Source organism: Pseudomonas sp. FSO-7 (assembly GCF_059579345.1).
The window spans coordinates 5,696,184-5,723,035 of the sequence record NZ_CM184193.1 but is presented as its reverse complement, the minus strand read 5'-3'; the positions used below and the strand labels follow the sequence as shown (position 1 = coordinate 5,723,035).

The following is a 26,852-nucleotide window of genomic DNA, read 5'->3' as shown; positions in this document are numbered from 1 at the left end:
AATGTATCGACCTCAACAGCAAAGCACAGGTCGCCAGCGGCGCCCGGGAATTTTCTGCGGGTCGGAAAAAGCCGCGCATCATACCAGCAGCGTAGCGTTGTGGCTGCGATCGTCGTCGATGTTTTGCCAACGCGCCAAGTGGGCCATACTGCGCGCGGTTCCGGGAGGTCTCTATGTATCGCATGAATAAAAAGCTGCTGGCAGCCGTGGCCTGCGCACTGGGCCTGTGGTTGCCCGGCCACGCCGCCAATGCCGCGTCGGCACCGCCCTTGAGTGAAGTCAAGGTGCTCAAGGTCGAGTCGCCGGCCTGTGGCTTCGAGGACATCGCCCAAGGGCAGGCGCAGACGCGTTGCGATCACGGCCCCACGATCAAAGTCTATGTGTTGGAGGTCGGCTATGGCCGCCAACCCCATGTCACCCTGGACGGCTTTGAAGTCGACGGCACCCGCTCGCCGGTGTGCGCGTACAGCAATGGCAATCTCAATGATTGCTCGGTGCGGACCAAAGTCGTCGGCTATTTGTACATCTTCGACCTGAGGGGCAAGCAGGAGGGGACCTTCAGCTTCAGCAACCAGTCGATCAACGCCCCGGGCAACCGGATGTCGACCCAGCTGTACATCAAATAGCCTGTAGGAACTGTCGAGCGAAGCGAGGCTGCGATCTTTCCCCTGACACTTGAGCCTCAAGCGCATATCAAAAGATCGCAGCCTTCGGCAGCTCCTACACTACAAGCATCACCCCGCGGAGAGTGCCCATGATTCCTGGAACCAAGATCGCCCGAGCCCTGATCGCCGTCGCCGAGGGTGTCGACGACCTGCAGACGGTCACCCTGATCGACGTGCTGCGTCGAGCGCAGATCGAAACCGTGGTGGCGAGCATCGAAGGGCGACGCATGCTCACTTGCGCCCGCGGCACGCGCCTGACGGCCGATGGCATGCTGGTGGACGTGCTCGCACAGGAGTTCGACCTGGTCGTCCTGCCGGGCGGCATCATCGGCGCACAGCACCTGGCGGCCCATCAACCGCTGCAACAACTGCTCAAGGACCAGGCCGCCGCCGGACGTTTCTTCGCCGCCATCGCCGAAGCCCCGGCCCTGGCGCTACAAGCGTGTGGCCTCCTGCGCCAGCGACGCATGACCTGCCTGCCAGCGGTGAGCCAGCAACTGTCCGGTTGCAGCTTCGTCGATCAACCCGTGGTGGTGGATGGCAACTGCATCACCGCTCAAGGCTCGGCCGCCGCCCTGGCGTTCGCCTTGATGCTGGTGGAACAACTCAGCGGCAAGGGCGTGAGGAGCGTGGTGGCGGCGGAGTTGCTGGCCTGACATTCTTCAGAGGGCACCGGCTTGTGGCGAGGGAGCTTGCTCCCGTCAACTTCAATGCAATCTGACCTACCGCTATCGCGAGCAGGCTCGCTCCCACAGGGATTTATGGTGGATGCAGGATCTATGAGTACCCGAGAACCAATGTGGGAGCGAGCCTGCTCGCGATGGCGTCAGCGCATTCAACTTCAAATGCGAGCGGACCCACTGAAGGCGCTGGCTTCCAACGTCGATCATTTGCCTTGAACGCTTCACCCCACCCTGAAGTCGTACCCCTTATGACGGCGGTTTCCCAAAACGCCGCGAGTACGACCAACCGTGAGGTGTTCCATGAGCGCGACCCTGTCCGAAGCGACGCCGGCGGCCTTCGTCCGTCATCCGATCCGTCTGACCCTCAATGGCCAAGTGCGCGAGTTGCAAGTGCTGGCCTGGACCACCTTGCTGGACCTGCTGCGTGAGCAACTGGACCTGGTGGGCAGCAAGAAAGGCTGCGACCACGGCCAGTGCGGCGCCTGCACGGTGCTGCGCGATGGCAAGCGGATCAATGCCTGCCTGACCCTGGCGGTGATGTGCGACGGTGCCGAGTTGACCACTATCGAAGGCCTGGCCGGCGATGAGGGCTTGCACCCCATGCAGCAGGCGTTCATCACCCATGACGCGTTCCAGTGCGGTTACTGCACGCCGGGGCAGATCTGTTCAGCGGTGGGGCTAGCCAACGAGGGCAGGGCGCAGACCCGCCCAGAGATCAGTGAACTGATGAGCGGCAACCTTTGCCGGTGCGGCGCCTACAACAACATTCGCGATGCCATCGAGCAAGCGTTGCCACTGTGCCGCCAGCCTCAGGCACAGGGAGGTGATCAGTGAACCCATTCCAATACAGCAAGCCGGACACGCTGCAGGCGGCCGTCGATCTGTCGAGCCCGGTTTCCCGCTTCATCGCCGGCGGCACCAACCTGCTGGACCTGATGAAGGAAAACCTCACCCGCCCCGAGCACCTGATCGACATCACCGGTTTGCCCTTGGCGGACCTCAGTGAAACCCCGTCAGGCGGGGTGATGATCGGCGCATTGGTGAGCAATGCCGACCTGGCCTGGCACCCGTGGATCGAGCGCCGTTATCCGCTGCTGGCCCAGGCCATCCTGGCGGGTGCCTCGCCGCAGCTGCGCAACATGGCCAGCACCGGCGGCAACCTGTTGCAACGCACCCGCTGCTATTACTTCTATGACGCGGGCGTACCGTGCAACAAGCGCCGGCCTGGCAGTGGTTGCCCGGCCCGGACCGGTTTGAACCGGATCCACGCGATTTTCGGCGCCAGCGATCAATGTGTCGCCACCCATCCCTCCGACATGTGTGTGGCCTTGGCCGCCCTGGAAGCGGTGGTCCATGTCTTGGGGCGGGGTGGGGCACGGACCATCGAGTTCGCCGACTTCCATCGCCTGCCCGGCGATGCTCCGGAGCGCGATAACCAACTGGCCGACGATGAACTGATCACCGCTATCGAATTGCCTGCCGCCGGTTTTGCCGAGCATAGCCACTACCTGAAGATCCGTGACCGCGCCTCCTACGCCTTTGCGCTGGTGTCGGTGGCGGCGGCGCTGGAATTGGACGGGCCGGTGATTCGCCAGGCGCGCCTGGCCCTGGGTGGCGTGGCGCACAAACCCTGGCGTGACCGGGCCGTGGAGAGTTGGCTGACCGGGCAGACCGTCAGCCGCGAAACCTTCGCCGCCGCCGCCGACGCGCTGCTGCAAAACGCCGAGCCGCTGGAGCACAACGGCTTCAAGGTCAGACTGGCGCGCCGGGCGATTGTCCGCGCCTTGAGTAATGCCGCGCTGGGTTGCGCACCGCAAGGAGGACACGCCTGATGAACGCTCCGAGCAAATCCATAGGGCAACCACTCGATCGGGTCGATGGCTTGCTCAAGGTGACGGGCCAGGCCCGTTACGCCGCTGAATACCCCGAAGACGGCTTGCTCCACGGCAGCGTCGTCTCCGGTACGGTCGCCCGTGGCCGCGTGCTGCGCATCGATGCGTCCCGAGCCCTGGCGCTGCCGGGGGTGGTCGCGGTCATCGACCACACCAACCGGCCGAGAATCGCCAGTTACGACGAGCCGTACCAGGATGCCGATGCGGCGGACGGCTCGCCGTTCCGGCCGTTGTTCAACGACCATGTGCTCTACAGCGGCCAGCCATTGGCCCTGGTGGTGGCGGACAACCTTGAGCTGGCCCGGTACGCCGGTTCGCTGGTTGAAATCGAATACGAGACCCAGGAGCATCAGACCGATCTGATCACCCTGCAAAACGACGCCCACCCGGCACCGGCGGAACTGCCCAAGCCCCGTGGGAATTTTCAGGGCGAGTACGCCAGCTCCGCGCTCAGCGTGGACGTGTCCTACAGCACGCCGATCGAACACCACAACCCGATGGAGCCACACGCCTCCACCGTGTTGTATCAACCTGATGGCAGCCTGCACATCCACGACAAGACCCAAGGCACGCAGAACTGCCAGGCCTATGTGCAAAAGGTCTTCGGCCTCGAGAAAGAGCAGGTGCGGGTGTTTGCCGCGTTTGTTGGCGGCGCCTTCGGTTCCGGGCTGCGCCCGCAGTACCAATTGCCGTTGGCCGTGATGGCGGCACTGGCCCTCAAGCGCTCGGTGCGGGTCAGCCTGACGCGCCAGCAGATGTTCACCTTTGGTTATCGACCACGAACCCTGCAGCGCGTGCAACTGGGGGCGGCGGCCAACGGTCGCTTGCTGGCCGTGGCGCACACCGCCGTCGGCCAGACCTCGCGCTTCGAGGACTTCACCGAACACGTGGTGGAGTGGAGCGGCATGCTCTATCACTGCGACAACGTTGAGTTGACCTACAAGCTGGTGCCGCTGGACGTCTACACGCCCCTGGACATGCGCGCCCCCGGTGCCGCCCTCGGGTTGATCGGCCTGGAGTGCGCCATGGATGAACTGGCCTGTGCCCTGGCGATCGATCCGATCCAACTGCGCTTGATCAACTACGCCGAACGCAACGAGAACGAAGGCAAGCCGTACTCCAGCAAAGAGCTGCGGGAGTGCTATGCCCAGGGCGCCCGTCGTTTCGGCTGGGAGACGCGCAACCCGGAACCCCGCAGCATGCGTGAAGGCCGGCAACTGATCGGTTGGGGCATGGCCGGTGGCGTGTGGGAGGCCATGCAGCAGAAGGCCAGTGCCAAAGCCTCTCTGGATACCCATGGCAAGCTGACCGTCAGCAGCGCCACCACGGACATCGGCACCGGTACCTATACGGTCATGACCCAGATCGCCGCTGAGGCGTCAGGCGTTTCCCTTGAGGACGTCACGTTTGTCCTGGGGGATTCGTCGCTGCCCACCGCGCCGTTGCAGGGCGGTTCGTTCACCGTCTCGTCGGTGGGCACCGCCGTGCAGCAGGCCTGCCAAGCGCTGAAGGAAAAACTCCTGGCCGTGGCTCGCCAGGCCTGCCCGGCCTTCAGTGGCGCGACCCTCGAGCAAGTGACGTTTGTCGACGGCCAACTGCGGCTGGGGGACGCGAGCGTCGCGTTAGCGGAGCTGGCGCAAAAAAGTGGCGAGACGCCGTTGCAGGCCGAGGTCACCGCCGAGCCGGATGCAAAACGCCAGGCCTACGCCACGGCCACTCACTCGGCGGTGTTTGTCGAAGTATGGGTGGATGAGGACTTGGGGACGGTGAAGGTCAACCGAGTGGTCAGCGCCATCGCCGCTGGCCGGGTGGTCAACCCGAAAACCGCCCGCAGCCAGATTCTCGGGGGTGTGGTGTGGGGTGTCGGCATGGCCCTGCATGAAGAAACCCTGACCGATCACGCCCTGGGGCGCCACATGAATCACAACCTGGCGGAGTATCACGTGCCGGTCAGTGCCGACATCGGTGACATCGAGGTGATTTTCGTCGAAGAACAGGACGCGATCGTCAACGCGCTCGGGTCCAAGGGCGTGGGTGAAATCGGCGTTGTCGGGGTGGCCGCGGCGGTGGCGAATGCGATTTACCACGCCACCGGCAAGCGGGTGCGGGACTTCCCCATCACCCTCGACAAGTTAATCTAGTGGCCTGTACGGTTAATTCGAGTACAGGCCACTAGGCTTTCGCTTCGTCCACCAGTTCGTGCATCCGGTCGCGGTTGGCCAGGGTCGGGAACAGCTTGATCCAGGTCCCGGTCACCAACAGTGTGCCCACACCGCCCATGACCACCGCCGGCACCGTGCCGAACCAGTGGGCGGTGAGGCCGGATTCGAACTCGCCCAACTGGTTCGAAGCTCCGATGAACAGCCCGTTCACCGCGCTGACCCGGCCGCGCATTTCATCCGGGGTTTCCAGTTGCACGAACGAGGCACGGATCACCATGCTGATCATGTCTGCCGCGCCCAGCACCACCAGCACCGCCAGGGAAAACCAGAACGAAGTGGAGAGGCCGAACGCGATGGTGGCGACGCCGAACACGCCCACAGCGGTGAACATCACCCGGCCGACCTTGCGCTCCACGGCAAACCGCGCCAGCCACAGCGACATCAGCAAGGCCCCGACCGCCGGTGCCGAACGCAACAGGCCCAGGCCCCAGGGGCCGGTGAGCAGGATGTCCTTGGCGAACACCGGCAGCAGCGCCGTCGCACCGCCGAGCAGCACCGCGAAGAGGTCCAGGGAGATCGCCCCGAGAATGTCCGGGCGACTGCGGATGAAGCGAATCCCGGCCAGCAACGAATCCAGGGTCGCCTTGCCTTTGTTCAGCGGCGTCTGCCGGGCGGGCAGGTTGAGCATCAGGCAGCAGGCGATGATGTAGAGCAGCACGGTGGGCCCATAGACCCAGGTGCTGCCGAAGGCGTAGAGCAGGCCGCCGAGCGCGGGGGCGACGATGGTGGCGGACTGTTGGGCCGATTGTGCGGCGGCCACGGCCCGGGGAAACAGCGACGCCGGCACGATGCTTGGCAGCAGCGCCTGGGTGGTCGGCATTTCGAAGGAGCGGGCGGCGCCCAGCAGGAAGGCGAGGATGAAGATCATTTCTCGCGTGACGTTGTCGGTGGCGCTGCCAATCGCCAGGGCCAGGGCAATCATGGCTTGCAATGACTGGCAAATCGCCGCGACCTTGCGCCGGTCATAGCGGTCCGCCACATGCCCGGTGTGGAGCATGAACAGCACGCGCGGGGCAAACTCCACCAACCCCACCAGGCCCAGGTCGAGGACGTTGCCGGTCAGTTGATAAAGATTCCAGCCGATGGCCACGGTGAGCATCTGGAAGCCGCTGGCGGTGAAGATTCGGGCCAGCCAGAAGGCGATGAAGGGACGATGGTGACGGAGCAGCAGCGGCGCTTGGCTGGGCATCTATGACGGGTCCGGTGATGAAGGTCACGAGATTATCACCGAGCTGTAACTGGAAGTTGCGGTGGTTGGAAAAATAGTTAGCCAAACATCTACTTTTACCAGTGGAAGCCGTTTTACCGGGAGCACGCCGGCCCCTGTGGCGAGGGAGCTTGCTCCCGCTCGGTTGCGCAGCGACCGCAAAATCCCGGGGCCGCTTCGCAGCCCAGCGGGAGCAAGCTCCCTCGCCACAGGGACTGGGTGCATTTTGGAACGTGACTGCAGCACTGAGACAACCTGCCACGCGACAAAAGACCACGCCGTCCATCGGCCATATTGCGACTACTCTTTGAGCATTGCTTGATCCAGATCAATACCCTCAGGGGCGTTGAGCTGGCGGCCATCCGGCCAGCGTCCTGCGTTGTGACGGTTATAAAAAGAACGATTTGAAAAGCATTGCACTCCATATCCCTGGGGGTTGATGCAAGCCCCGCCCGCAGCCGGTTTTACCTGACAGAGGAAGACTTATGTTCGGTTTGGAGGCGCTCGATCTCGCCCGAATCCAGTTCGCGTTCACGATCTCGTTCCACATCCTGTTCCCGGCCATCACCATCGGCCTGGCGAGTTACCTGGCGGTACTCGAGGGCTTGTGGCTCAAGACCCGCGATGACACCTACCGCGACCTGTACCACTTCTGGTCGAAGATATTTGCCGTCAACTTCGGCATGGGGGTGGTGTCCGGGTTGGTCATGGCCTATCAGTTCGGGACCAACTGGAGCCGTTTTTCGGATTTCGCCGGTGCGGTGACCGGGCCCCTGCTGACCTACGAGGTGCTCACGGCGTTCTTCCTCGAAGCGGGTTTCCTGGGCGTGATGTTGTTTGGCTGGAACCGCGTCGGCCGCGGCCTGCATTTCTTTTCCACGGTCATGGTGGCGATCGGGACCCTGATCTCGACCTTCTGGATCCTGTCCTCCAACAGCTGGATGCAGACCCCCCAGGGCTACGAAATCATCGACGGCCGGGTGATCCCGGTGGATTGGTTGGCGGTGGTGTTCAACCCCTCGTTTCCTTATCGATTGCTGCACATGTCCACCGCCGCGTTTGTCGCCACGGCGTTCTTCGTCGGCTCGTCGGCGGCCTGGCATTTGCTGCGCGGGCGCGATACCCCGGCCATCCGCCGGATGCTGTCGATGGCGATGTGGATGGCCTTGCTGGTCGCGCCGATACAGGCGGTCATCGGCGACTTCCATGGCCTGAATACCCTCAAGCACCAACCGGCGAAAATCGCCGCCATCGAGGGCCACTGGGAAAACGTCGGCAATGAGCCGACCCCGCTGATCCTGTTCGGCTGGCCCGACATGCAAGCGGAAAAAACCAAGTACGCCGTGGAAATTCCTTACCTGGGCAGCCTGATCCTGACCCACAGCCTGGACAAGCAGGTGCCGGCCCTCAAGGAGTTCCCGCCTGAAGACCGACCGAACTCGACCATTGTGTTCTGGTCGTTCCGGGTCATGGTCGGCCTCGGCTTACTGATGATTTTCACTGGGCTGTGCAGCCTGTGGCTACGCCGCAAGGATCGGATCTATCAATCCCGACTGTTCCTCTACCTGGTGCTATGGATGGGGCCGTCCGGCCTGGTTGCGATCCTGGCCGGCTGGTTTACCACGGAGATCGGCCGTCAGCCCTGGGTGGTCTATGGCTTGATGCGCACGGCCGATGCTTCGTCCGGCCACAGCTTCGCCCAGATGAGCATCACCCTGGTGCTGTTCGTCGTGGTGTATTTCGCGCTGTTCGGCGCAGGTTTGAGCTACATGATGCGCCTGGTGCGCAAGGGGCCGGAGGCCCACGAAGCCGAGCCGAGCGACGGTGGCCCGGGCCAGAAACGGACGCCGGCCCGGCCATTGTCGGCCGCCGATGACGGCGAAGGCGTGGATAAAACCGACCGCTCGAACAAGGGGAATTGAATCATGGGTATTGATCTTCCGCTGATCTGGGCCGTGGTCATCATCTTCGGCATCATGATGTACGTGATCATGGACGGCTTCGACCTGGGGATTGGCATCCTCTTCCCCTTCGTCAAGGGCGAGCGTGACCGTGACGTAATGATGAACACCGTGGCGCCGGTCTGGGACGGTAACGAAACCTGGCTGGTGCTGGGCGGTGCCGGGCTGTTCGGGGCGTTTCCGCTGGCCTACTCGGTGGTGCTGTCGGCGCTGTACCTGCCGTTGATCCTGATGCTCATCGGCCTGATCTTCCGCGGCGTGGCCTTCGAGTTCCGCTTCAAGGCCAAGGCTGAGAAGCGCCACCTCTGGGACAAGGCATTCATTGGCGGTTCGCTGACAGCCACCTTCTTCCAAGGCGTGGCGCTGGGGGCATTCATTGACGGCTTCGAAGTGGTCAATCGCCAGTTCGCCGGCGGCTCCCTGGACTGGTTCACGCCGTTCACGGTGTTCTGTGGCCTGGCGTTGATCGCGGCCTACGCGTTGCTCGGCTGCACCTGGCTGATCATGAAGACCGAGGGCAAGTTGCAAGAGCAGATGCATGACCTGGCCCGGCCGCTGGCGTTCGTGGTACTGGCCGTGATCGGTATCGTCAGCATCTGGACGCCGCTGGCCCACGCCGACATCGCGGCCCGCTGGTTCACGTTGCCGAACCTGTTCTGGTTCCTGCCGGTGCCGATCCTGGTGCTGGTGACCATGTACGGTTTGTTCCGCGCAGTGGCCCGCAATGCCAATTACACGCCCTTCATCCTGACCCTGGTGCTGATCTTCCTCGGCTACAGCGGCTTGGGCATCAGCCTGTGGCCGAACATCGTGCCACCGTCCATCTCGATCTGGGACGCCTCGTCACCGCCCCAGAGCCAAGGCTTCATGCTGGTGGGCACGCTGTTCATCATTCCGTTGATCCTGGTGTACACCTTCTGGAGCTACTACGTATTCCGCGGCAAGGTGACCCACGACGACGGCTACCATTGAGGGCGTCGAGCATGGCCAAACCTGACTTGAAAGACATCGAGGCCGCCGAACGCAAGCCGCTCTGGCAACGGCTCGGCTGGCTGGCATTGATCTGGGCTGGCAGTGTGCTGGCGTTGTTCATCGTCGCCAGCCTGATGCGGATGTTCATGAATGCCGCGGGGCTGACCACCCACTGAATTCCCTGTGGGGGCAGCCTTGCTCCCACTGGGGGCGATTTATTTGCGGGCTTTGAGAATCACGAATTTCGGCGTGGCGGCCACTTGCTCGACGCCTCGGAACAACCGCGCCAGTTTGCTGTGGTAGCCCAGGTGCCGGTTGCCGACGATGTACAGCGCGCCGCCCACCACCAACGCTTCGCGAGCCTGCTGGAACATCCGCCAGGCGAGGAAGTCGCCCACCACTTGCTGCTGGTGGAAGGGCGGGTTGCACAACACCACATCCAGCGACTGCGCTTCTTGCCCGGCCAGGCCATCGCCGGCTCGGATCGTCACCTCACGTTCGCCCAGTGCCGCACGCCAGTTTTCGGCGGCCGATTGCACGGCCATATACGACTCGTCCACCAGGGTGTAGCGGGCCTCGGGGTTTTGCAGGGCGCTGGCGATGGCCAGCACACCGTTGCCGCAGCCCAGGTCCGCGACCCGGGCCGTGCCGAGGTTTTTCGGCAGATGTGGCAGGAACGCGCGCGTGCCGATGTCCAGGCCTTCGCGGCAGAACACGTTGGCATGGTTGAGCAGTTCGATCTTCGGTTCGTCCAGCCAGTAGCGCGTGGGGTAGGGCGATACGATCGGCGCACTGCTGGGTGAAGAGGCGGCGGGCGGTGTGGCGATCAACAGCCGCGCTTTTTTCACCGCCAGGGAGGCCTGCACCGGGCCGATGTAGCGCTCCAGCAAATCACCGGCGGCCCGGGGCAGGTGCTTGATCATGGCCCCGGCGATCACCTGGGCGCCCGGCGCCAGTTGGCCTTGCAGGCGAATCAGTTGTTCTTCCAGCAGGGCCAGGGTTTTCGGTACTTTGATCAGGACACGATCGAACGGGCCGGTCAACGGTTCGCTGGCGGGCAACGTTGGCACGGCGTCGAAGGGCCGGCCATTGCGCACCAGGTTTTTCTCCAGTGCCTGCAAGGCCAGGAAGGAGTCACCGCTGCTGGTCACCAGAAGGTTGCCGGCCAGGCTGGCGGCCAGGGCGCCGAAGCCGTCATTGAGCACCAGGACCCGAGTCTGCGCGGCCGGTTGTTGTTCGGCCAGATACGCGAGCAGGTATTCATCGGCCGCATCGAAGGCTTGTAGCGGTTCGTTCTGCTGTTCGGGTTGGCGGATCAGGTCGAGTTGGGCGAAAGGACTGTCAAGCAGGGGCATGGCTGGGGACTCTGGAGATCAACGAATTTCCCGCTGCCTGGAGGCCGGTGTCTGTGCGGGACCACCTGAATGAACTGCGTCGCGTGCAAGAGGCGGCATCATTCAAGAGGGACCGTAAATGGTACGTTTTTTTGTTGCACATTACTCGCGGGTTTTTCAGCTCGGCAGTGCCGCGCCACGGGTCAGATCACATGGATCTGGGCTGCCTTGGCCACCGCTGAAATTTTATTGCTGACGTTCAGTTTTCGCATGCAACTGCACACATGGAAATTCACCGTTCGTTCGGAAAGACAGAGAATCCGGCCCACTTCCGACGCCGTCTTACCTTCGGCCGACCACCTCAGGACTTCTATTTCTCTCGGCGACAAGTGATAGTTCTGCTTGATTGTGACGGCGTCAGACAGTTTTTTGCTGGCGAGCGCATGCAGCTTTTGACTGGCGAAGATGGCGTAGCCGAGATTGCCATAGTGTTCCTCGATATCAATGGGACAATGGGTTCGTGCGAGGCTGAACAGGCTGCACTGCGCCCCTTGGTCGTCATGAACAGCCTGGGTCCAGCCGTACTTGAGTCCCTGTCGATTAAGTTCTCGCCATAACTTGGGGGCCTGAGCGAAAACAGTCTCATCCCACAAGATTGGGAGCGCTGATTGATTGCAATGTGCTACTAATGGGTCGTTTGAAGCATAACCGTTTTGTTCATAGAGCCGGTCCCATCCATAAGGGTAGTTATTCAGATTCACTTTGCTGGTGTGCTTGTCGGGGCTTCCGAGATAGGCTGCAAATGCGCAATATTCAAATCCCTGATTGTTAAAGAAATTCAGTACCAGACGATAGGCCGTCTGCAGGTCTTTTTCACAGGATAATTTCCTCAGCAACAAGTCCTTCCACCTGTCCATCGCTTTCTCCTGGGTTTGATTCGTCCATGCGGATCCAATCCATGATGCGAAATTTTAGTGTAGGACTATTCCTAACTTGTAGTGGGGTTTTTTTAGTTCGCTTACATTTTGAAATATTTAAGGAGATAAGTTTCTTATTGGTTTGGTTTTACATGTCTTTAACTTTGTACAAGTTTGGTAAAGGATTTGGAGGTGGCGGAGGTAACTGTAGCTAAAATGCCATTACTTGCTTGTCGGTGGTGAAGACGCTCACTTTGCGGGACACTGCACGTCTTGTCCCCCAGGAGTGGCTCATGACCGACAGCGCAGAGAAGTTCACCCGCCAAACCTTGCTCGATGTCCAGCCAGTGACGTCTCATTTGTTTACGTTGCGCACGACCCGGGATCGCGGCTTTCGCTTCCGGGCGGGCCAGTTTGCCCGGCTGGGCGTCGCCAAGGCGGACGGTACCACCGTCTGGCGGGCTTACTCCATGGTGTCGTCGCCGTTCGACGAGTTCCTCGAATTCTTTTCCATCGTGGTGCCCGATGGCGAGTTCACCAGCGAACTCAGCCGCTTGCAGCCGGGTGACGAACTGTTGGTGGATCGCCAGGCTTTTGGCTACCTGACGCTGGACCGCTTCGTCGATGGTCGGGATTTGTGGTTGTTGTCCACGGGGACGGGCGTGGCGCCGTTTCTTTCGATCCTCCAGAATTTCGAGGCTTGGGAAAAATTCGAGCGGATCATCCTGGTGTACAGCGTGCGCGAGGCGCGCGAACTGGCGTATCAGGACCTGATCAAGGAACTGCCCCAGCGCGACTACCTGGTCGAGTACGCTCACAAGTTTCATTTCATTGCCACCGTCACCCGTGAGCAACACCCGGGGGCGCTCAGTGGGCGCATTACCACCTTGATCGACAGCGGCGAGCTGGAGCGCGCGGCCGGCGTAGCGCTGACGCCGGAGCATTCGCGGGTGATGCTGTGCGGCAACCCGCAAATGATCGACGACACGCGCAAGTTGCTCAAGGCCAGAGGCCTGCAACTGAGCCTGACCCGTCGTCCGGGCCAGGTGGCGGTGGAAAATTACTGGTAGGGCTGATGTCGATCAGTGTGGCGAGGGGCAGTGACTGATCGGCTCAGGGCCGCTCGTTCTGAGCCTTGAGCAGGTCGCGAATTTCACCCAGCAGCAGCTCTTCCTTGGTCGGAACCGGGGGGGCGCTGGGGGCTACGGCTTCTTCGCGCTTGAGGCGGTTGATGGCCTTGACGCCCATGAAAATGGCGAACGCCACGATGATGAAGTCGATGGTGCTCTGGATGAATTTACCGTAGGCCAGTACCACGGCAGGCGCATCACCCTGGGCGGCCTTGAGGGTGATGGCCAGGTCACTGAAATCCACGCCACCGATCAGCAGGCCAATCGGCGGCATGACCACGTCGCCCACGAAGGACGAAACGATTTTGCCGAAAGCGGCGCCGATGATGATCCCGACGGCCATGTCGACGACATTGCCTTTGACCGCGAAGGCCTTGAATTCGCTTAGCACGCCCATGAGTTATTCCTTGTAACAGATGAAAGATGAGTGGCAGTGTAAATCAGCCCACCGAGTCCTGCTCGAAACGCCTGCTTACAAAGCTTCAGTTATCGACCGGGGCTCGGATGAAAAGTTTACAAAGTGCCATCAATCGCGCGTGATACGCGGTTTCGGTCGGGGGCCCTATAACGTTTTTTCTATCGGCACGGTATGGCATTTCTATTTAGGTTTTCCGTTTCCCGGCACTAGCCTCTGGATGGCGCACATGGATGCGCCCTATAACATCAGAGGAACATGCCTATGAACACTTCCCTCGGCCACGGGGCTTATTCCCATCGCCGCGCTCTTTTTGTGCTGACCGCGAGCCTTCTATCCTTCTCTGTCAACGCGGCCACCCTGACCCGGGACAACGGTGCGGCGGTCGGCGATAACCAGAATTCGCAGACGGCAGGTCCCAACGGTCCGACCCTGCTGCAAGACGTGCAGTTGATCCAGAAACTCCAGCGCTTCGATCGTGAACGCATCCCCGAGCGCGTGGTGCATGCCCGTGGTACCGGTGCCCACGGCACATTCACGGTGTCCGACGATCTCAGCGACCTGACCAAGGCCAAGGTCTTTGCCGCCGGCCAGGTCACCCCGGTGTTCGTGCGCTTTTCCGCCGTGGTGCACGGCAATCATTCGCCGGAAACCCTGCGCGACCCCCGTGGCTTCGCCACGAAGTTCTACACCGCCGACGGTAACTGGGACCTGGTGGGCAACAACTTCCCGACCTTCTTCATTCGGGATGCCATCAAGTTTCCGGACATGGTCCACGCTTTCAAGCCCGACCCGCGGACCAACCTGGACGATGATTCACGCCGCTTCGATTTCTTCTCTCATGTTCCAGAGTCGACCCGCACCTTGACCGAGTTGTATTCCAACTCCGGCACGCCGGCCAGTTACCGTGAAATTGACGGTAACGGTGTGCATGCCTATAAGCTGATTAACGCCAAGGGTGACGTTCACTACGTGAAGTTTCATTGGAAAAGTTTGCAGGGTTTGAAAAATCTCGATCCGAAAGAAGTTGTGAAAGTTCAGGGTCAAGATTACAGCCATATGACAAACGATTTGGTGAGTCATATTAATAAGGGCGACTTCCCGAAGTGGGACTTGTACGTCCAGGTGCTCAAACCAGAGGACCTTGCCAAGTTCGACTTCGACCCACTGGACGCGACCAAGATCTGGCCGGGTGTGCCTGAGCGCAAAGTCGGGCAAATGGTCTTGAACCGCAATCCGGCGAATGTCTTCCAGGAAACCGAGCAGGTGGCGATGGCGCCGGCCAATCTGGTGCCAGGCATCGAGCCTTCCGAGGACCGTTTGCTTCAGGGACGGGTGTTTTCCTACGCCGACACGCAGATGTACCGCATAGGCGCCAATGCCCTGCAATTGCCGATCAACGCCCCCAAGGTGGCGGTGAACAACGGTAACCAGGACGGTGCGATGAACCCAGGCGGCACCAGTACCGGCGTGAATTACCAACCGAGCCGCCTGATGCCTCGTGAAGAACCGCAAGCGGCACGCTACAGCCAGGCCGCGCTGAGTGGCAGCACCCAGCAGGCGAAAATCCAGCGCGAGCAGAACTTCAAGCAGGCCGGTGATCTGTATCGTTCGTTCAGCAAGAAAGAACGTGATGACCTGATCGAAAGCTTTGGTGGCTCTTTGGCGACCACTGATGACGAGAGCAAGCACATCATCCTGTCGTTCCTCTACAAGGCCGATCCTGAATACGGCACTGGCGTGGCCCGTGTCGCCAAAGGCGACCTGGCCCGGGTCAAGGCACTGGCGGAAAAACTGAGCGACTGATCCACCTGTGGGAGCGAGCTTGCTCGCGATGCGGGCGCTGCGGTGCGCAGCCAGACCGAGTCGCCTGCATCGCGAGCAAGCTCGCTCCCACAGTTCTTGGGGCATGGGGAGGTCATGATGCGTAAGTTGCTTTTATCGACACTCGCGGCGTGGTCATTGAGCGTACTGGCCGATCAGCCAATACCCACCGAGCCGGCGGCGGTACAGGAACAACTGCAGAACTATTATTTCGACGCCGCTCGCCGGGGCGATGTGCCGATGCTCGATACGTTTATCGAGGCCGGTTATTCGCTGGATACCCGGGATGAGAAGGGCTACACCGCGCTGATTCTGGCGGCTTATCACGGCCACGGCCCGGCCGTGGAGCGGTTGCTGGACGCGGGGGCCGATGCCTGTGCCCAGGACAAACGCGGCAATACGGCGCTGATGGGTGCCATTTTCAAGGGCGAAGTGCAGATTGCCCGGCGCTTGCTGTCCACCTATTGCAGCCCGGACCAGCGCAACGGTGCCGGACAGACCGCCGCGATGTATGCGGGTTTGTTCAAGCGTGGCGAGTTGCTCGATGCCTTGAAGGCCAAGGGCGCCGACCTGGAGGCCCGGGATCCGTTGGGCAATAGCGCGGCGGATCTGGCGAAGGGCGAAATCAGAATGCCGGCCCCTCAGTGAACCTTCACTGGGCTATCATCGCGGTTTTGACCCCGGAGTTCAGATGGCCAAGGCAAAGCGCATGTACGGCTGCACCGAGTGCGGCTCGACCTTCCCCAAATGGGCCGGCCAATGCAGCGAATGCGGGGCCTGGAACACCCTGACCGAAACCATGGTGGAAAGCGGCGGCGCGGCGGCCCCCACCGGCCGCACGGGCTGGGCCGGTCAGCAGGCGCAGATCAAGACCCTGGCCGAAGTCAGCGTTGAAGAAATCCCGCGTTTCTCCACCGCGTCCGGTGAACTGGACCGCGTGCTGGGCGGCGGCCTGGTGGACGGTTCGGTGGTGCTGATCGGTGGGGACCCGGGCATCGGCAAATCCACCATCCTCTTGCAAACCTTGTGCAACCTTGCCACCCGCATGCCGGCGCTGTACGTCACTGGCGAAGAGTCCCAGCAACAGGTCGCCATGCGTGCCCGGCGCCTGGGCTTGCCCCAGGACCAGTTGCGGGTCATGACCGAGACCTGCATCGAAACCATCATCGCCACGGCGCGCCTGGAAAAACCCAAGGTGATGGTGATCGACTCGATCCAGACCATTTTCACCGAACAGCTGCAATCGGCCCCGGGTGGCGTGTCCCAGGTGCGTGAAAGCGCGGCGTTGCTGGTGCGCTACGCCAAGCAGAGCGGCACGGCGATTTTCCTGGTGGGCCACGTCACCAAGGAAGGTGCGCTGGCGGGCCCGCGAGTGTTGGAGCACATGGTCGACACCGTGTTGTATTTCGAAGGCGAGTCCGATGGCCGCCTGCGTTTGCTGCGGGCGGTGAAGAACCGTTTCGGCGCCGTCAACGAATTGGGTGTGTTCGGCATGACCGACAGGGGCCTGAAAGAAGTCTCGAACCCTTCGGCGATTTTTCTGACGCGTGCCCAGGAAGAAGTCCCGGGCAGTGTGGTCATGGCGACGTGGGAAGGGACCCGGCCGATGTTGGTGGAGGTGCAGGCGCTGGTGGATGACAGCCACTTGGCGAACCCGCGCCGGGTCACCCTGGGCCTGGATCAGAATCGGCTGGCCATGCTGCTGGCGGTGTTGCATCGACATGGCGGTATTCCCACGCACGACCAGGACGTGTTCCTCAATGTCGTGGGCGGGGTCAAGGTACTGGAGACCGCGTCCGACCTGGCGTTGATGGCGGCGGTCATGTCCAGCCTGCGCAACCGGCCGCTGCCCCATGATTTGCTGGTGTTTGGCGAAGTGGGGTTGTCGGGGGAAGTGCGGCCGGTGCCCAGCGGACAGGAGCGGCTCAAGGAAGCGGCCAAGCACGGCTTCAAACGCGCCATCGTGCCCAAGGGGAACGCGCCGAAGGAAGCGCCGCCGGGGTTGCAGATTATCGCGGTGACCCGTCTGGAACAGGCGTTGGATGCGTTGTTCGAATAACCCCAAGGCCTGCGCGGTCCCTGTGGCGAGGGAGCTTGCTCCCGCTGGGCTGCGCAGCAGACCTGAAATCTGCATCTCGGTGTGTCAGGCTGATTGAGTCGCTGCTTTTAGGGCTGCTACGCAGCCCAGCGGGAGCAAGCTCCCTCGCCACAGGGGATCGTGCATATGACTGGGGACTGTGTATATCACAGGGGGGTGGCAGGGCTTTTCAGATATGAATCAACGCCGCCAGCTCCCGCTCCAGCACCCCTTGATCATGATCGTCCCGATTGAGATCCACCAATCGGCGCAAGTGTGCGATGGACTCCTGATCGATGCGTTCACAAACGAAACCCAGGTGACCATGGTCATCATGAGTCAACCGAACTTCCATTTTGATTTCAGCCTCAGGGCTCAGATGAATATCGGCTATGAAGGGCTGTTCGATATCGCCAAGCCAGGGCTCGGGCTTCTGGATCAGCAGTCCCTTGAGGGACAGATCGAGCAGCTCCACCGGCCAGATGAACGGGCCCTGGCTCAGGTCGATCCTGGCATGGAATTCAATTCGCACGAAGCGGCGACGTTCGCTCATGACGCATCCCCTCTGAAGATTCATTGACTATAGACCCTGCCGAGGGAGTCTCGTCACCGTTCGACAACAGACAGACGAATGTCGAGTATGGCCTTTGTCCAGGTTAGCGCTAAACTCCTGTGGCTATCTTTCTTGTCCACCCTGGCTGGAATATAAAAATGAAAAACAATAATAGCCTGCTGCGCCATCTACCCTGGCTACTGCTGGCCGTCGTAGGAGCGTGCGCCCTGGGCGTCGTGGCCTTGCGCCGAGGCGAGGCGATCAATGCCTTGTGGATCGTCGTCGCCGCCGTGGCCATCTACCTGGTCGCCTACCGCTACTACAGCCTCTTTATCGCCAACAACGTGATGCAACTCGATGCGCGCCGGGCCACCCCCGCCGTGCTCAACAACGATGGCCTGGACTACGTCCCGACCAACAAACACATTCTCTTCGGCCACCACTTCGCGGCCATTGCCGGCGCGGGGCCGCTGGTCGGGCCGGTGCTGGCGGCGCAGATGGGCTATTTGCCCGGCACGCTCTGGCTGATCGCCGGCGTGGTGCTGGCCGGTGCGGTGCAGGACTTCATGGTCCTGTTCCTCTCCACTCGTCGCAACGGTCGCTCCCTGGGCGACATGGTGCGCGAGGAAATGGGCCGCATCCCCGGTACCATCGCGCTGTTCGGCTGCTTCCTGATCATGATCATCATCCTCGCGGTGCTGGCGCTGATCGTGGTCAAGGCCCTGGCCGAGAGCCCGTGGGGCATCTTCACGGTGATGGCGACCATCCCGATCGCGATGTTCATGGGCATCTACATGCGCTACATCCGTCCGGGCCGCATCGGTGAAATCTCGATCATCGGCGTGCTGTTGCTGCTGGGCTCGATCTGGCTGGGCGGGCAAATCGCCGCCGACCCGGTCTGGGCCAAGGCTTTCACCTTCACCGGGATCCAGATCACCTGGATGCTGATCGGCTACGGTTTCGTCGCGGCGGTACTGCCGGTGTGGCTGATCCTGGCGCCACGGGACTACCTGTCGACCTTCCTCAAGATCGGCACCATCGTCGCCCTGGCGATCGGCATCCTGGTGACCATGCCCGAGTTGAAAATGCCGGCGCTGACCCAGTTCACCGACGGCACCGGGCCGGTGTGGAAGGGCGGGCTGTTCCCGTTCCTGTTCATCACCATCGCCTGCGGCGCGGTCTCGGGTTTCCATGCGCTGATTTCCTCGGGCACCACGCCCAAGCTGCTGGATAACGAAACCAACGCTCGCTACATCGGTTATGGCGGCATGCTGATGGAGTCCTTCGTGGCGATCATGGCCATGGTGGCTGCTTCGGTGATCGAGCCGGGCGTGTACTTCGCCATGAACAGCCCGGCGGCGATCGTCGGGACTGACGTGGTGGCCGTGGCCCAGACCGTCAGCAGCTGGGGTTTTGCAATCACCCCCGACGCGCTGCAAGCGGTGGCCAAGGACATCGGCGAGACCACCATCCTGGCCCGTGCCGGCGGTGCGCCGACCCTGGCGGTCGGTATCGCGCAGATCCTGCACTCGGTGCTGCCGGGTGAGAACACCATGGCGTTCTGGTACCACTTCGCGATCCTGTTTGAAGCGCTGTTCATCCTCACGGCTGTGGACGCCGGCACCCGCGCCGGGCGGTTCATGCTCCAGGATCTGCTCGGCTCGTTCGTGCCAGCCCTCAAGCGCACCGAATCCTGGACCGCCAACCTGATCGCCACCGCCGGCTGCGTGGCGCTGTGGGGTTACCTGCTGTACCAGGGCGTGATCGATCCGCTGGGCGGCATCAACACCTTGTGGCCGCTGTTCGGCATCTCCAACCAGATGCTGGCCGGTATCGCCCTGATGCTCGCCACCGTGGTGCTGATCAAGATGAAGCGCCAGCGCTACGTCTGGGTCACGCTGCTGCCGGCGAGCTGGCTACTGATCTGCACCACCACGGCGGGCCTGATCAAGCTGTTCGACGCCAACCCGGCGATCGGCTTCTTGGCCCTGGCGCGCAAATACAACGATGCCCTGGCCGCCGGCCAGATCCTGGCCCCGGCCAAGAGCATCGAGCAAATGCAGCACGTGGTGTTCAACGCCTACACCAACGCGACGCTGACGGTGTTGTTCCTGTTCGTGGTCTTCAGCATTCTGTTCTACGCGCTCAAGGTCGGCATCGCCGCCTGGGGCACGAAAGAACGCACGGACAAAGAAGCGCCATTCCAGGCCCTGCCGGACGCTTGATAGAGGATTGCAACGATGTTCAATGACTTGAGTCGCCTGGGTAAATACCTCGGTCAGGCCGCCCGCCTGATGGTCGGCATGCCCGACTACGACAACTACGTCGAGCACATGCAAACCCAGCACCCGGACAAACCGATGATGGACTACGAGGCGTTCTTTCGCGAACGCCAGGAGGCCCGTTACGGTGGCAAGGGTGGGCCCAAGTGCTGTTGAGTTGAGTTAAACCCAAACCCCATGTGGGAGCGGGCTTGCTCGCGAAGGCGTCGTGTCAGTTAACAGATAATGTGGCTGACACACCGCTATCGCGAGCAAGCCCGCTCCCACAGTTGTTTTGGGTTGGTTTCAGCATTTGCATACGCCACAGAACCCTTGTGGGAGCGAGCTTGCTCGCGATAGCGGAGTGTCAGTTAATGGTAATGTCGACTGACCCGACGCCATCGCGAGCAGGCTCGCTCCCACAAAAACCGCTTTCCTTTCAGGCATCAAGGAGATTCAGTTTGTCCTCTCCCATCCCGGTCACCATCCTCAGCGGCTTCCTCGGCGCCGGCAAGACCACGTTGTTGCGCCATCTGCTCAAGGCCGAGCATGGCCTGAAAATCGCCGTGATCGAGAACGAATTCAGCGATGCCGGTATCGACACCCAACTGCTGGGCGATGAGCCGGTGCAGGTCATGACCCTGGCCAACGGCTGCGTGTGCTGCACCATTCACACCGACCTGACCAAGGCCCTGTACCTGTTGCTCGAGCGACTGGACAGCGGCGAGATTGCCTTCGACCGCCTGGTGATCGAATGCACCGGCCTGGCCGATCCGGCCCCGGTGGCGCAGACTTTCTTCATCGACGAGGACCTGCGCGAGCGCTATATCCTCGACGGGATCCTGACCCTGGTGGACGCCGCTCACGCCGGCATCCACCTGACCCAGGCTATCGCCCAGGCCCAGGTAGGGTTTGCCGATCGCCTGCTGCTGAGCAAGACCGACTTGGTAGACGCCGCTCAAGTCCAGGCCCTTGGCGAGCGGCTGACGCGCATCAACCGACGGGCACCGATCAGGGTGGTTGAACACGGCCAGATCGACCTGGCTGAGTTGCTCGACATTCGTGGTTTCAATCTCAATGCAGACCTGGGCGCAGGGTTCAGCCTGCGACCGGTGGGCAAGGCCACCCCGGGCGATCGCATCAGCAGCCTGGTGCTGCGCACCGACAAGGCGCTGGATATCGACAAGCTCAGCGAGTTCATGAACCAGTTGCTGGAAGAGCACGGCAAGCAATTGCTGCGCTACAAAGGCGTGTTGAACATCGCCGGCGAACCCCGCCGGCTGGTATTTCAGGGCGTGCTCAAGCTGTACGGTTTCGATTGGGACACTGAATGGGCTCTGGATGAGCCCCGGGAAAGCGTGATCGTATTCATCGCCGACGAGCTGCCCGAGGAAAAAATCCGCGCAGGTTTCGAAGCAGCCCTACTTTGACGACGCTTTGCCTGCGACCATCAACAATGTGCGGCTAAAGAGCTTCTCGTGGCGAGGGAGCTTGCTCCCGCTGGGCTGCGCAGCAGCCCCAAGATTTTGCGGTCGCTGCGCAACCGAGCGGGAGCAAGCTCCCTCGCCACAACCGCTATTTGATCGTCAGCTTTTGCTCAAGATGGTCCAGGTGCTCATCCATCAGCCGCACCGCTTCATTGACGTTGCGGCCTTCCACCGCGTCGACGATCGCCAGGTGTTCCTGCCAGGCGCAATGCCGACGGGACTTGACCTCGTGCCGTGCCAGCGCCAGTGAGGTCAAGGGCACCAGGCTGCCGAGAAACTGCATCAACGGCGCGTTGCCGGCCATGGCGGCCAGTTGCAGGTGAAACTCGCCGGACAGGCGTATCGCCGGGCCCCGCTCGCCGCGCTCCAGGCAGTGCTGTTCCTGTTCCACCAGATCCCGAAGACGTCGTAGATCCTGCGGTTGCGGCGCCTTGCAGGCCAGGCGCACCAGGGTCTGCTCGGCCAGGCGGCGAGCATGGAGAATCTGTCGGGTCTGCTCCAGATCCGGTGCGGCGACTTGTGGCCGGTGGTTGGGCCGCAAGATCACCACTTGCTGGTGGGACAGGCGCGCCAGGACGCGGCGAATGATGCTGCGGCTGACACCGAATACATCTCCCAGGCTTTCCTCGGTGAAGCGGCTGGCCGGGGCAATGCGTTGTTCGAGAATGGCGTCGAAGATCCGCGGGTAGATATCGTCCACCGACGGTTTGCCGATCCGGCCGCGCAGGGGCAGGGCGGCGAGTACATTGCGGTTGTGTTGATGGGAAACGAGAGTGTTCATGGCGGTCTCCGCAGGCCCAGGCTCAGGTGCCGAGGTTGTCGTCCGGAATATTCAATTCAATGCCCATGCGCTGGCCTTCCCGAAGAATGTGCCGGCGCATTTCGGCGCTGGCCTGGGCGCTGTTCTTGCCACGGATGGCACGGACCACCGCTTCGTTCTCTTCCAGGCGTTCGGCCAGGTGCTCGGGCGAGTTGCGCAACACGTCGGCGCTTTGCTTGAGGGCGTTGCTGGTCTGCTGGACCACGTTCTGGAAGATCGGGTTGGATGTCAGGGCAAACAGTTCTTCATGGAAGGCGATGTAGGCGTTGGCGCAGGCGTCGCTGTCGTTGGCTTCCAGGGCTTCGCGCATGTCCATGAGGGTCAGGCGCAACTGGCCGACGTCCTTGCTGCTGATGGACTGGGCCACCAGGCCGACGATGAAGGGTTCCAGGGTGTAGCGCAGTTGCAAGAGGTCCTCCAGGCTCGCGCCGGCCATGGCACTGCCTTCACTGGCGGCATCGCCGGGATTGGCCTCCAGCACCACGACGCCTTTGCCGGGCATCGAGCGCACCAGGCCCAGGGTCTCCAGGACAATCACCGCTTCACGCAGGCTTGGCCGGCTGATGCCCAGTTGCTCGGCCAACTCTCGCTGGCCGGGCAGCATGTCGCCCGAGCGCCACTGGCCCCGGGCGAGGGCGGCGCGGAGTTTCTCCACCACGGAATTGACGACGGTCGATGAGCTGATCACATGTGACTCCTTGGAAATCAATCAGGCGATGCCGGCTCGCGGGCCGGCATCGCCGTCTTTCAGAATTGCTGGTGATGGGCATTGCCCACCGGTTTTCTGGGGTGGAAGGTATAGCCTTGTTGACCGGACAGCACCTTGCGCGCCCGAGGGACATCGATGTCTTTCTCCCAGCGGGCAATCGCCACGGTCGCCACGCAGTTGCCGATCAGGTTGGTCAGGGCCCGGCCAATGCCCATGAACCAGTCCACGGCCAACACCAGCACCAGACCGACCACCGGGATCGCCGGGATTGCGGTCAGCGTCGCCGCCAGGATGACCAAGGCCGAGCCGGGAATCCCGTGGGCGCCCTTGGAGGTGATCAGCGAGACCAGCAGGATGGTCAATAGATCGCTCAGGGCCAGGGGTGTACCGGTGGCGTTGGCAATGAAGACAATCGCCAGGGTCAGGTAGATCGAGAAACCGTCCAAGTTGAATGAGTAACCGGTTGGAATCACCAGGCCCACGGTGGAGCTGCCGATCCCCAGGTGTTCGAGCTTGCGCATGATCTGGGGCAGCACGGCATCGGACGACGCGGTGCCGAGTACGATCAGCAGCTCTTCGCGCAGGTATTTGAGAAACGGCAGCATCGGCAGGCCCGACGCACGCATCACCACACCGAGGATCACGGCGACAAAAGCGATGCAGGTCAGGTAGAACAGGCCGACGAGGCTACCCAAGTGCTGCAGCGAGTCCAGGCCATATTTGCTGGTGGTGAAGGCAATGGCGCCGAACACACCGATGGGGGCCAGGCGCACGATCATGCCCATGATGCGGAAGATCACATGGCTGAGTTCGTTGATCAGGCGCGAAATGCCGGAAGCGGCGTCACCGACGAGGTTCAACGCGCTGCCAAACAGCACGGCGAACAGCAGTACCTGCAGGATGTTGTTTTCCGCGAACGCCCCGATCACCGAGGTCGGGATCAGGTTCATCAGGAACTGGGTGGTGGTGACCATGTGCTCGCCGCGCTGGGCGATATCGTTTACGTCCGCGCTGGAGAGCTGTTCCAGGTGGATGTTCGCGCCGCTGCCAATGCCGGTGCTGAAAGCCAGGACCAGACCGATGACCAGGGCGATGGTGGTGAGGACTTCGAAGTAGATGACCGACTTGAGGCCGATGCGTCCGACTTTCTTGAGATCACCGGCGCCGGAGATGCCACTGACCACCACGCAGAACACGATCAGGCCGATAAGCATCTTGATCAGTTTGATGAAACCGTCGCCGAGGGGTTTGAGCTGTGCAGAGTATTCAGGAAGGGTAAGCCCACAGACGATGCCGAGCACCAGTCCAAGGACAACTTGTAGGAAGATCGACCGCGAGCACCATTTGAGCATGGGAGGGATTCCTGGTTCGGTGTCCTTGTTCGCCAGGATGGCTGGCGTCGGGACTTCATTATTGTGGTCTTACCGGTTTGTCCAGTGCAGGCGCAGTCTAGGCGCTGTTTTCGCGGGTATGCAAGCTTGATTGTGGTGTTTTGGCTTTACCGGTCTTACCAGTTGTGGCGAAAGCCCTGAGCTTGAGCCTTTTCTCGGTCAGAAAAAATATCGCCAGTCAGCGAGTCAGTTCAGGAGAGGACCCAAGACTGTGGCGAGGGAGCTTGCTCCCTCGCCACAGGGGGGCTTGCAACTGCCTTGGATTAAAATGCTCTACGGGTATTTTTCTCAGAGGATGCTCAGAATGAACGTCACTTTTGACTGTTCTCCCGTCTCGGCAAGATAGAGATAAGGCGAGCCCCGCAGCCTTAATCCCCCCACATATTTTCTACCGGCTGTCATGAGCGAAATACGGGTGTGACCGGATTTGATGGTTGCCGGCGTGATGACTTTCTGTTGAAAGTCGATAAGGGTAAAATGCGTCGGCTTTTTAGTAGTGGGATCCTTTGCGCCAAGTACTTCAAACCAGCTTTTACTGAGCAGTTTGTTGTAGTGCTCGCCGGTATTTTTTAGGGTCAGGAGATAGCCACCCGCCGTGTGCCGGAAATGCAGCCGCAAGGGCTCGCCGCGCGTTCCAGGGGCTTCGGGGCGCATGCCAAGCAGGTGTGAGTGATCCTGGGTCTGGGGTTTGCCGGTATAAAATCCACCGCTGAAAGAACTGACGGTCGCCATCGCGGGTTTGCCGTGCAGCCTTCCCAGTAGATTGACGTGAGCGCTGAACATATCAAGTGTTGCATGAAAGGAATGTTCACTGTCCATGTGAATATTGACTCCTGTAAGGGTTGATTAATTTCGAGGTGAGGCGAGCTTGATCTTATTGAGTTATTAATCGCGTGTGGGAGTGCCTGTGTTGCAGGACATTAAAGGCTGGCTGGCGTTAGTTGTTTGATCGTATGTTTTGTACGTGCCAATAAAAAAGGCCCGCATCTTTCGATGCGGGCCTTCTTGGCTACGCGTTGGCGAGCTGATTAAGCGCCGTATACCGGCAGCTTCTTGCAGATAGCCTTGACCTTCTCACGCACGGCGTCGATGACCGCTTCGTTGTTCAGGTCCGCCAGGATGTCGCAGATCCAGCCGGCCAGTTCCTTGCACTCGGCTTCCTTGAAGCCACGGGTGGTCACGGCCGGTGTGCCGAAACGCAGGCCCGAGGTGACAAACGGGGAGCGTGGGTCGTTGGGCACCGAGTTCTTGTTCACGGTGATGAACGCCTTGCCCAGCGCCGCGTCGGCGTCTTTGCCGGAGATGTCCTGCTTGATCAGGGACAGCAGGAACAGGTGGTTTTCGGTACCGCCGGACACCACGTCGAAGCCGCGCTCGATGAACACGCCGGCCATGGCCTTGGCATTCTTCACCACTTGTTGCTGGTAAGCCTTGAACTCAGGTTGCAGGGCTTCCTTGAAGCAGATCGCCTTGGCGGCGATCACGTGCTCCAGCGGGCCACCCTGGGCGCCTGGGAAGACGGCGGAGTTCAGCTTCTTCTCGATGTCGGCATTGGCGCGAGCCAGGATCAGGCCGCCACGTGGACCGCGCAGGGTCTTGTGGGTGGTGGTGGTGACCACGTCGGCGAATGGCACCGGGTTCGGGTAGACGCCCGCGGCAACCAGGCCGGCAACGTGAGCCATGTCGACGAACAGGTAGGCACCGACCTTGTCGGCGATTTCGCGGAAGCGTGGGAAGTCGAGGATCTGCGAGTAGGCGGAGAAACCGGCCACGATCATTTTCGGCTTGTGCTCGAGGGCCAGGCGCTCGACTTCGTCGTAGTCGATCAGGCCATTGCCGTCGATGCCGTACTGGATGGCGTTGTACAGCTTGCCGGAGGAGGAAACGCTGGCGCCGTGGGTCAGGTGACCGCCGTGGGCCAGGCTCATGCCCAGGATGGTATCACCGGCCGACAGCAGCGCCAGGTACACGGCGGCGTTGGCTTGGGAGCCAGCGTGTGGCTGGACGTTGGCGTAATCGGCGCCGAACAGTTCCTTGGCGCGGTCGATGGCCAGTTGCTCGACCACGTCGACGTACTCGCAACCACCGTAGTAGCGCTTGCCTGGGTAGCCTTCGGCGTACTTGTTGGTCAGTACCGAGCCTTGAGCTTCCATCACCGCGGGGCTGGTGTAGTTTTCCGAAGCGATCAGCTCAATGTGCTCTTCCTGGCGCTGAGCTTCTTGCTCCATGGCGGCAAAGAGATCGGCGTCGTACTTGGCAATAGTCAAATCACGGCTGAACATGGCGGTCCTCAAGGATCGGGGGCAGAAAAGGGGGGCATTCTAACCCAACC

The 26,852-nt window shown here is 61.4% G+C and carries 25 protein-coding genes; 15 read left to right on the top strand and 10 right to left on the bottom strand.

What is annotated here, in order from left to right; all coding sequences use genetic code 11:
- Nucleotides 1-173 precede the first annotated feature (173 nt).
- The 5 genes from AC515T_RS25075 to AC515T_RS25055 all read left to right on the top strand — a co-directional run bounded on the left by AC515T_RS25075 (nt 174) and on the right by AC515T_RS25055 (nt 5,381).
- The gene (locus tag AC515T_RS25075) at nt 174-626 is read left to right on the top strand and encodes a DUF4879 domain-containing protein (RefSeq protein WP_496530415.1); all 453 of its coding nucleotides are present in this window, start codon (nt 174-176) and stop codon (nt 624-626) included.
- A 128-nt stretch (nt 627-754) separates the two neighbouring features.
- Nucleotides 755-1,321 carry a DJ-1 family glyoxalase III gene (locus AC515T_RS25070; RefSeq protein ID WP_496530414.1) on the top strand — a complete coding sequence of 189 codons (567 nt, stop codon included), beginning with the start codon at nt 755-757 and terminating at the stop codon, nt 1,319-1,321.
- Between the two features lie 327 nt (nt 1,322-1,648).
- Nucleotides 1,649-2,182, top strand: a complete 534-nt coding sequence (locus AC515T_RS25065; RefSeq protein ID WP_496530413.1) for a (2Fe-2S)-binding protein — start codon at nt 1,649-1,651, stop codon at nt 2,180-2,182.
- Complete coding sequence (locus AC515T_RS25060) at nt 2,179-3,180, top strand: FAD binding domain-containing protein (RefSeq protein WP_496530412.1); 1,002 nt, start codon at nt 2,179-2,181, stop codon at nt 3,178-3,180. The genes AC515T_RS25065 and AC515T_RS25060 overlap by 4 nt, the downstream gene beginning before the upstream one ends.
- A complete protein-coding gene (locus tag AC515T_RS25055) occupies nt 3,180-5,381 on the top strand; it encodes a xanthine dehydrogenase family protein molybdopterin-binding subunit (protein ID WP_496530411.1) in 2,202 nt (733 codons plus the stop codon). Before AC515T_RS25060 ends, AC515T_RS25055 begins: the two co-directional genes overlap by 1 nt.
- Nucleotides 5,382-5,412: 31 nt before the next feature.
- On the opposite strand, the gene AC515T_RS25050 is transcribed toward AC515T_RS25055, so the two are convergent.
- Complete coding sequence (locus tag AC515T_RS25050; protein WP_496530410.1) at nt 5,413-6,651, bottom strand: MFS transporter; 1,239 nt, start codon at nt 6,649-6,651, stop codon at nt 5,413-5,415.
- A gap of 503 nt (nt 6,652-7,154) precedes the next feature.
- Between AC515T_RS25050 and AC515T_RS25045 the strand changes: the two genes are divergently transcribed.
- Genes AC515T_RS25045 through AC515T_RS25035 form a run of 3 tightly spaced genes read left to right on the top strand, consistent with a single transcriptional unit; the run spans nt 7,155 to nt 9,778 of the window.
- Complete coding sequence (locus AC515T_RS25045) at nt 7,155-8,591, top strand: cytochrome ubiquinol oxidase subunit I (protein ID WP_496530409.1); 1,437 nt, start codon at nt 7,155-7,157, stop codon at nt 8,589-8,591.
- Between the two features lie 3 nt (nt 8,592-8,594).
- Nucleotides 8,595-9,602, top strand: a complete 1,008-nt coding sequence (gene cydB, locus AC515T_RS25040) for a cytochrome d ubiquinol oxidase subunit II (protein ID WP_053125566.1) — start codon at nt 8,595-8,597, stop codon at nt 9,600-9,602.
- A gap of 11 nt (nt 9,603-9,613) precedes the next feature.
- On the top strand, nt 9,614-9,778 hold the full coding sequence (locus AC515T_RS25035; RefSeq protein ID WP_003205785.1) for a DUF2474 domain-containing protein: 165 nt from the start codon (nt 9,614-9,616) through the stop codon (nt 9,776-9,778).
- Nucleotides 9,779-9,817: 39 nt separating this feature from the next.
- Here the strand turns inward: AC515T_RS25035 and AC515T_RS25030 are convergent, their stop codons facing one another.
- Both AC515T_RS25030 and AC515T_RS25025 read right to left on the bottom strand, forming a co-directional pair.
- Nucleotides 9,818-10,957, bottom strand: coding sequence for a methyltransferase (locus tag AC515T_RS25030; RefSeq protein ID WP_496530408.1), 1,140 nt, complete (start codon nt 10,955-10,957; stop codon nt 9,818-9,820).
- Nucleotides 10,958-11,139: 182 nt separating this feature from the next.
- Complete coding sequence (locus AC515T_RS25025; RefSeq protein WP_496530407.1) at nt 11,140-11,853, bottom strand: autoinducer binding domain-containing protein; 714 nt, start codon at nt 11,851-11,853, stop codon at nt 11,140-11,142.
- A 293-nt stretch (nt 11,854-12,146) separates the two neighbouring features.
- Between AC515T_RS25025 and AC515T_RS25020 the strand changes: the two genes are divergently transcribed.
- Nucleotides 12,147-12,923 carry a ferredoxin--NADP reductase gene (locus tag AC515T_RS25020; RefSeq protein ID WP_496530406.1) on the top strand — a complete coding sequence of 259 codons (777 nt, stop codon included), beginning with the start codon at nt 12,147-12,149 and terminating at the stop codon, nt 12,921-12,923.
- A 43-nt stretch (nt 12,924-12,966) separates the two neighbouring features.
- Here the strand turns inward: AC515T_RS25020 and mscL are convergent, their stop codons facing one another.
- On the bottom strand, nt 12,967-13,380 hold the full coding sequence (gene mscL, locus AC515T_RS25015; RefSeq protein WP_122565106.1) for a large-conductance mechanosensitive channel protein MscL: 414 nt from the start codon (nt 13,378-13,380) through the stop codon (nt 12,967-12,969).
- Between the two features lie 282 nt (nt 13,381-13,662).
- On the opposite strand from mscL, the gene katB reads away from it, so the two are divergent.
- From katB to radA, 3 genes are all read left to right on the top strand, one after another.
- Entirely contained in the window at nt 13,663-15,204 is a 1,542-nt protein-coding gene (katB, locus tag AC515T_RS25010; RefSeq protein ID WP_496530405.1) for a catalase KatB, read from the top strand.
- A gap of 117 nt (nt 15,205-15,321) precedes the next feature.
- Nucleotides 15,322-15,870, top strand: coding sequence for an ankyrin repeat domain-containing protein (locus tag AC515T_RS25005; RefSeq protein ID WP_496530404.1), 549 nt, complete (start codon nt 15,322-15,324; stop codon nt 15,868-15,870).
- Between the two features lie 43 nt (nt 15,871-15,913).
- The gene (radA, locus tag AC515T_RS25000; protein ID WP_003185644.1) at nt 15,914-17,281 is read left to right on the top strand and encodes a DNA repair protein RadA; all 1,368 of its coding nucleotides are present in this window, start codon (nt 15,914-15,916) and stop codon (nt 17,279-17,281) included.
- A 208-nt stretch (nt 17,282-17,489) separates the two neighbouring features.
- On the opposite strand, the gene AC515T_RS24995 is transcribed toward radA, so the two are convergent.
- Entirely contained in the window at nt 17,490-17,852 is a 363-nt protein-coding gene (locus AC515T_RS24995) for a PilZ domain-containing protein (RefSeq protein ID WP_496530403.1), read from the bottom strand.
- Nucleotides 17,853-18,010: 158 nt separating this feature from the next.
- Here AC515T_RS24995 and AC515T_RS24990 point away from each other — a divergent pair, with 158 nt between their 5' ends.
- The 3 genes from AC515T_RS24990 (at nt 18,011) to yjiA (ending at nt 21,543) form a co-directional block, all read left to right on the top strand.
- A complete protein-coding gene (locus AC515T_RS24990; RefSeq protein WP_420767271.1) occupies nt 18,011-20,077 on the top strand; it encodes a carbon starvation CstA family protein in 2,067 nt (688 codons plus the stop codon).
- A 15-nt stretch (nt 20,078-20,092) separates the two neighbouring features.
- The gene (locus tag AC515T_RS24985; protein ID WP_053187442.1) at nt 20,093-20,290 is read left to right on the top strand and encodes a YbdD/YjiX family protein; all 198 of its coding nucleotides are present in this window, start codon (nt 20,093-20,095) and stop codon (nt 20,288-20,290) included.
- A gap of 284 nt (nt 20,291-20,574) precedes the next feature.
- Nucleotides 20,575-21,543 carry a GTPase gene (gene yjiA / locus AC515T_RS24980; protein ID WP_496530402.1) on the top strand — a complete coding sequence of 323 codons (969 nt, stop codon included), beginning with the start codon at nt 20,575-20,577 and terminating at the stop codon, nt 21,541-21,543.
- Nucleotides 21,544-21,688: 145 nt separating this feature from the next.
- On the opposite strand, the gene AC515T_RS24975 is transcribed toward yjiA, so the two are convergent.
- The 5 genes from AC515T_RS24975 to glyA form a co-directional block, all read right to left on the bottom strand.
- Nucleotides 21,689-22,381 carry a GntR family transcriptional regulator gene (locus tag AC515T_RS24975; RefSeq protein ID WP_496530401.1) on the bottom strand — a complete coding sequence of 231 codons (693 nt, stop codon included), beginning with the start codon at nt 22,379-22,381 and terminating at the stop codon, nt 21,689-21,691.
- Nucleotides 22,382-22,403: 22 nt separating this feature from the next.
- Nucleotides 22,404-23,108 carry a FadR/GntR family transcriptional regulator gene (locus AC515T_RS24970; RefSeq protein WP_496530400.1) on the bottom strand — a complete coding sequence of 235 codons (705 nt, stop codon included), beginning with the start codon at nt 23,106-23,108 and terminating at the stop codon, nt 22,404-22,406.
- A gap of 59 nt (nt 23,109-23,167) precedes the next feature.
- Nucleotides 23,168-24,481 carry a C4-dicarboxylate transporter DctA gene (locus AC515T_RS24965; protein WP_496530399.1) on the bottom strand — a complete coding sequence of 438 codons (1,314 nt, stop codon included), beginning with the start codon at nt 24,479-24,481 and terminating at the stop codon, nt 23,168-23,170.
- A 327-nt stretch (nt 24,482-24,808) separates the two neighbouring features.
- The gene (locus AC515T_RS24960; RefSeq protein ID WP_496530398.1) at nt 24,809-25,339 is read right to left on the bottom strand and encodes a hypothetical protein; all 531 of its coding nucleotides are present in this window, start codon (nt 25,337-25,339) and stop codon (nt 24,809-24,811) included.
- Nucleotides 25,340-25,548: 209 nt separating this feature from the next.
- The gene (gene glyA, locus AC515T_RS24955) at nt 25,549-26,802 is read right to left on the bottom strand and encodes a serine hydroxymethyltransferase (protein ID WP_122564957.1); all 1,254 of its coding nucleotides are present in this window, start codon (nt 26,800-26,802) and stop codon (nt 25,549-25,551) included.
- Nucleotides 26,803-26,852: the final 50 nt, after the last annotated feature.

What these genes read in the sequence shown, in the direction of transcription:
- AC515T_RS25075 (WP_496530415.1), top strand. Translation starts at nt 174, where the DNA reads ATGTATCGCATGAATAAAAAGCTGCTGGCAGCCGTGGCCTGCGCACTG.
- AC515T_RS25070 (WP_496530414.1), top strand. Translation starts at nt 755, where the DNA reads ATGATTCCTGGAACCAAGATCGCCCGAGCCCTGATCGCCGTCGCCGAG.
- AC515T_RS25065 (WP_496530413.1), top strand. Translation starts at nt 1,649, where the DNA reads ATGAGCGCGACCCTGTCCGAAGCGACGCCGGCGGCCTTCGTCCGTCAT.
- AC515T_RS25055 (WP_496530411.1), top strand. Translation starts at nt 3,180, where the DNA reads ATGAACGCTCCGAGCAAATCCATAGGGCAACCACTCGATCGGGTCGAT.
- AC515T_RS25050 (WP_496530410.1), bottom strand. Translation starts at nt 6,651, where the DNA reads ATGCCCAGCCAAGCGCCGCTGCTGCTCCGTCACCATCGTCCCTTCATC.
- AC515T_RS25045 (WP_496530409.1), top strand. Translation starts at nt 7,155, where the DNA reads ATGTTCGGTTTGGAGGCGCTCGATCTCGCCCGAATCCAGTTCGCGTTC.
- cydB (WP_053125566.1), top strand. Translation starts at nt 8,595, where the DNA reads ATGGGTATTGATCTTCCGCTGATCTGGGCCGTGGTCATCATCTTCGGC.
- AC515T_RS25035 (WP_003205785.1), top strand. Translation starts at nt 9,614, where the DNA reads ATGGCCAAACCTGACTTGAAAGACATCGAGGCCGCCGAACGCAAGCCG.
- AC515T_RS25030 (WP_496530408.1), bottom strand. Translation starts at nt 10,957, where the DNA reads ATGCCCCTGCTTGACAGTCCTTTCGCCCAACTCGACCTGATCCGCCAA.
- AC515T_RS25025 (WP_496530407.1), bottom strand. Translation starts at nt 11,853, where the DNA reads ATGGACAGGTGGAAGGACTTGTTGCTGAGGAAATTATCCTGTGAAAAA.
- AC515T_RS25020 (WP_496530406.1), top strand. Translation starts at nt 12,147, where the DNA reads ATGACCGACAGCGCAGAGAAGTTCACCCGCCAAACCTTGCTCGATGTC.
- mscL (WP_122565106.1), bottom strand. Translation starts at nt 13,380, where the DNA reads ATGGGCGTGCTAAGCGAATTCAAGGCCTTCGCGGTCAAAGGCAATGTC.
- katB (WP_496530405.1), top strand. Translation starts at nt 13,663, where the DNA reads ATGAACACTTCCCTCGGCCACGGGGCTTATTCCCATCGCCGCGCTCTT.
- AC515T_RS25005 (WP_496530404.1), top strand. Translation starts at nt 15,322, where the DNA reads ATGCGTAAGTTGCTTTTATCGACACTCGCGGCGTGGTCATTGAGCGTA.
- radA (WP_003185644.1), top strand. Translation starts at nt 15,914, where the DNA reads ATGGCCAAGGCAAAGCGCATGTACGGCTGCACCGAGTGCGGCTCGACC.
- AC515T_RS24995 (WP_496530403.1), bottom strand. Translation starts at nt 17,852, where the DNA reads ATGAGCGAACGTCGCCGCTTCGTGCGAATTGAATTCCATGCCAGGATC.
- AC515T_RS24990 (WP_420767271.1), top strand. Translation starts at nt 18,011, where the DNA reads ATGAAAAACAATAATAGCCTGCTGCGCCATCTACCCTGGCTACTGCTG.
- AC515T_RS24985 (WP_053187442.1), top strand. Translation starts at nt 20,093, where the DNA reads ATGTTCAATGACTTGAGTCGCCTGGGTAAATACCTCGGTCAGGCCGCC.
- AC515T_RS24975 (WP_496530401.1), bottom strand. Translation starts at nt 22,381, where the DNA reads ATGAACACTCTCGTTTCCCATCAACACAACCGCAATGTACTCGCCGCC.
- AC515T_RS24965 (WP_496530399.1), bottom strand. Translation starts at nt 24,481, where the DNA reads ATGCTCAAATGGTGCTCGCGGTCGATCTTCCTACAAGTTGTCCTTGGA.
- AC515T_RS24960 (WP_496530398.1), bottom strand. Translation starts at nt 25,339, where the DNA reads ATGGACAGTGAACATTCCTTTCATGCAACACTTGATATGTTCAGCGCT.
- glyA (WP_122564957.1), bottom strand. Translation starts at nt 26,802, where the DNA reads ATGTTCAGCCGTGATTTGACTATTGCCAAGTACGACGCCGATCTCTTT.